Origin of the sequence: Photobacterium sp. OFAV2-7 (genome assembly GCF_022347985.1) — a bacterium.
GTDB lineage: Bacteria > Pseudomonadota > Gammaproteobacteria > Enterobacterales > Vibrionaceae > Photobacterium.
In genome coordinates this window covers 1-4,860 of record NZ_JAKRFQ010000356.1, presented here as the reverse complement: position 1 = coordinate 4,860, position 4,860 = coordinate 1, and the positions used below count along the sequence as shown (strand labels likewise).

At 50.2% G+C, this 4,860-nt stretch carries 1 protein-coding gene; it reads left to right on the top strand.

Going from position 1 to position 4,860, the window contains the following annotated elements:
- Positions 1-4,860, top strand: a 4,860-nt coding sequence (locus tag MHN01_RS16610) for an LPD38 domain-containing protein (RefSeq protein ID WP_304622867.1), incomplete at both ends; no start/stop codon positions are given.

Here is a 4,860-nt window from a genome sequence, read left to right as displayed (position 1 = left end):
AAGGGAAAGCCGCTTTAGGTGAAAAGCCTGTCAGTAAAGAGGATGACGGCAGTTGGAAGCTCTCGAATGATCCAGCCGTATGGAGTATGCACCTTGCTAATGTAGTCGGTGCTGCTGTGCCAACCATAGCTACGGTTGCCGGAACTGGTGGGGGGCAATTGTTGCCTAGCATTACTCAACTTGCGATTCGAACCGGTGCGTCTCCGCAGTTAGCCGCTAAAGTGGCCCCAATGGTGGTGAAAACGCTGGCCAGTTCGCCAGCTGCGGCAGTTGGTGTGGGTTCCGACCTGGGCTCTCAAGGGGTTGAGGCGAAGCAAAACATTTTGGACCGGCCATTTGCCGAACTAGCCGAATCTCAGGTATTTAAAGATGAATTCCGTGCTATTGATACCAACCCTGAGTATGACGGTTTAACCGATACTGAAAAGCTCACTTTGGCCCGGGAGAATGTGGGCAATATGGCCTCCCGGGCAATGATGACAGATCCCAAGGTATTGGCGACGAGCGTTGCTGCCACAATGATTGGTGATATTCCGTTAGCTAATGTGTTGTTGAAAGGCGGGAAGGGAAGTATTGCCAAAGGTTTTGCATCCGGAGCCGTTCGAGAAGCGCCCATGGAGGCACTGCAGGAAGGTACGCAGCAATATGCTCAGAACGAGGTGTCTAATGAATTTGTCGGTACAGATATAGACCCATGGGATAATGTAGCTGAAAGCGCTGCTACGGGCGGTGCTTTAGGTGCTGCGATGGGCGGCAGTATGGGCGCTGCTGGTAATGTTCGTCAGACTGCCAGTAATGCAGAGGTGGAGCAAGAAGCTTCTCCTGTAGATGTTTCCGCTACTGAAAGTGTCGGCCCGACATTAGAGCCTGATACAGCTGAACAAAGCCCAATAACTGAAATACCACAACCGGAATTGCAGGGTGATCCTGTTGATGTATCGGCTTCGGCAAATACAGGTCCGATTGAACCTGGTTTAGACAACATACCTCAAGAGGCAGAAACTATTGAGGCATCGCAGCCAGCTCCAGAATCACTTCAAGAGCCTATTCAAGAACCTTTTGATGAAGTCAGTGAACCAATGATGCTAGCGCCCTCTGATGAGGGCGTTTCTGTATATGAAGCTAGTTCAGAATCTAGCCATGAAATCGGCCCTGAGCCTGTTCCAGAATCAGCGGTTGATACTACGCCCATACCCGATGAAAGCATTAGCACTGCCTTTGGGATTACCAGCAACATCGAACAGCCCATAGCCGTTGATAGCTTACCTGAGGCTGCAAATCAGGATGTGCATGAACAGTCTGCGACTGGCCCGGTGTTAGTAGTTGATAATCAAGCCAAGAAAGATGAAGTTTTTTCCAAGACTGGCCGAACAGAAGGCAGAGCTGCAACTAAAGGAATGCCAAAACCTCAAGCCGATTTGGCTGTTAAATCATGGCTGCGACAATACAACGGTGGTGCCCGGGTATCAGTAAAAGTTGTTCAGAGCCAGGCTGAAGCCGAGCAGATACTAGGTTTCAAAGATGATGGTACTATTCACGCCTTCTACCTTAACAATGAAGTGGTTGTGGTGGCAGATAACTTGCCGTCTACGCGGGAGCTGCGCTCTAAACTGCGCCATGAAGTGCTTGTTCATCATGGATTGGCGGCGGTGGTAGGTGATGTTGAGTACGACAACATCTTGATGAAGGTGTACAGCGGTAAGAACTCCAAGTACCTGCGTGATGTTTGGGAGCAGATTGAGCTTAGTTATCGTGACAAGCCAATTGGCATGCAGGTCGAAGAGGTGTTGGCCGCAATAGCAGAGGTCGAACGGGGCAAGCTGGGGCAATGGTATGACCGAGTGGTAGCTGCTGTTGCCAAAGCGCTGCGCAAGGTTGGCCTGATGAGCAATGGTGATGTGACTCAGGCTGAAATGAGAAACATCGTTGAGACACTAGCCGATCGTGTAAAAGCCGCGAATGCCTGGGCACCAAATACGCCTGAGGCTGATGTGAATGCCGGTGAGGGGAAGCTCTCTCGGGCTAAGTTCTCACGGGTTCCTGATGATGTGGCTGTCGTTCAGGGAAAGCCCATTGAGACCGACAATATTAAAGACATGCGTTTGCAAGCAAGGGCAACAGGCTTTGAGATAGCGGGCAGGGCTTACCAGAACAACGATAGCGGACATCTTATCCAAGTCGGTCGAAGTGGAATAAAGCACACCATATCAGGCGCTAACAAAGATCTGTTGTCTTCTGTGGCGTCTCTGCCTGAGCTATTAACGAAGGCATCGTATTTGGGTTCAGAGCCAGAGAAAAAGGGCAATCCTTCCGTTAAGGCACATCATTACTACGGTGTGAAATTCAATATCGAAGGGCGTGTTAAAGACGTCATTATTGGTGTTAGGGAAATGGCTGACGGGAAGTATTATTACGACCATTCCTTTGAAAGAAATCAAGCTTCCGGTGACAACGGTTCGGGGCCGCGTCTACGCGCTCAAGGACCCATAGCACCAAGAGGGGGAGCGGAAGCCACTACTAGAATAGCCAACAGCGAAACAAAATCCAAGAAGGATGAGCCGAAATTCTCCCGGACGGAACACACCCAGAATAACACCGCCTACGCCAAAGCCCTTCACAAAGCACAAGCAGCCATAAAGAACCAGACCAACCCTGAAACCGATATCACTGATGGTGGCTTTGCTGTACCGGCTGAAACCATGGCTTCAGTCGCTGTTCGCAAAATAGCGGATAAGTTTAAAGTACTGAAAGACGTTCAGAGCAACATCGCTAAGGCCGGAGGCAAGGTGGATGAATCAAACGATGCCTATCTTGCTGAAGAGCTGTTTCATGGCAAGGCCGAGAATGATCTGCGCCTGATGCGCGATACCTATGTTAAGCCGCTGGCCGACAAGATGGCCAAATTCAATATTAGCCAGGATGAGCTAGATGACTTCTTGCGTTCCCGCCATGCGGAGGAGCGTAACAAGCACATTGCCAGCATTAATCCAGAAATGCCAGATGGTGGCTCGGGTATGAAAACCGCAGATGCCCATGAGGCGCTGGAAACAATCAGTAAAAGCGGCAAACAGAAGCAGTATGAGGAGCTTGCTCATATTGTTTATGGCATGTTGAAGAAGCAGCGTGATGTGCTCCGTGGTAACGGCTTGGAATCCGAAGGCACCATTGATGCGTGGGAAAACAGCTATCAGTACTACGTGCCGCTTAAAGGCATAGCCAAAGATGAGCCATCCGCCCCCAGAACTGGCAAAGGCTTCTCTAACGGTGGCAAGGAATCGAAGCGAGCCATGGGCCGTAAGTCTCAATCTGAATCACCAACCTCTCACGCCATCATCGATCTAACTGAAAAGCTGATCCGTGCCCGTAAGAACGAGGTGGGTAATGCGCTGCTCAAGCTGGTTCAGGACAACCCGAGTGATGATTACTGGCAGGTATTCACCCAAGACAAACCGGATACCGCACCACAGGTTGTAGAGCGCAAGAACCCTGAAACCGGCGAGCTGGAAGAAACTGTGCAGGACATGCCGGTTCCCATGGCGATGATGAGCGATTTCTATTTTCCGACTAAAAAGGACGGCAAAACCTATTACATTCGCCTGCATGACGAGCGGTTGATGAAGGCAATGAAAAACGTGGGGCCAGATACCAGCAATGGGGTGATCCGCACTATGGCGATGGTTAACCGCTTTTTGGCCTCGATGAATACCAGCTATAACCCTGAGTTTGTGTTGGGTAACTTCAGCCGGGATATTCAGACCGCGATATTGAACCTCTCTGCAGAGCAGACCCGTAAAGATGGCAAAATCAAAGGCGAGAAGATTGCCAAGCAGGTGATCCGAGATACGTGGAAAGCAGGAAAGGCGATTCATGCCTCATTGAGAAACAAGAAGCTGACAGGTGATGATGTTAAGTGGCAGCAGTATTACGAAGAGTTCATGGCCGACGGTGCTAAAACTGGCTGGTTTGATATGAAGGATATTGATGCCCAAGCTGCAGAACTTGAGCGCATGACCGAGATGGTGAATGGTACTGCTAAAGGAAAATTGTATAAGGGCTGGGATCTTGTTACTGGAGCAGTTGAGAACGCCAACAGCGCGATAGAAAACGCGGTACGACTGTCTGCGTATGTGAATGCCAGAAAGGCCAACGTTTCTCGTAAGAAGGCTGCCAGCTTGGCAAAGAACATGACGGTCAACTTCAACCGACGCGGTGAGATAGGTACCACGCTAAATGCTATGTATATGTTTGCCAATGCCTCTATACAGGGTTCGGCTAACTTTATGCGCACCATGTATGGCCTGAATGGTGATGGGAAGTTCAAATGGAAGAATCTGAACAAAGCCCAGAAGATTGCGGTCGGAGCCATGGCTGGTAGCTTTGCACTGGCGAGCATGAACCGAGCCGGAGCGGGTGAAGATGACGACGGCGTTAACTGGTACGACAAAGTGCCGGGTTATGTGAAAGAGCGTAACTTCGTGCTCATGAAATCGCTGCTTGGTGGCGAGCAGGATGGTAGCTACTGGAAAATCCCGATGCCTTATGGCTACAACGTGTTTAGTGTGATTGGTACGGCTTCGGAAGCGGCAGCTACGGGCACTGTTAGCCCGATACAAGGGGCAGGAGATGTGATGCTGGCAGCCCTTGGTTCTTTCTCACCAATCGGGGTACAGGAATCGAATACGGCTACCGGCTTTCTTCTTAAGAATGCGTTGCCATCTATCTTCAAGCCTTTTGTAGAGGTTGGCCTGAATGAGAACTTTATGGGCGGCACAATCTACAACGAGAACATGCCATTCGGTACACCAAAGCCAAACAGCATGCTCGGGCGACGTTCTACCAATCAGGAATATAAAGACTTTG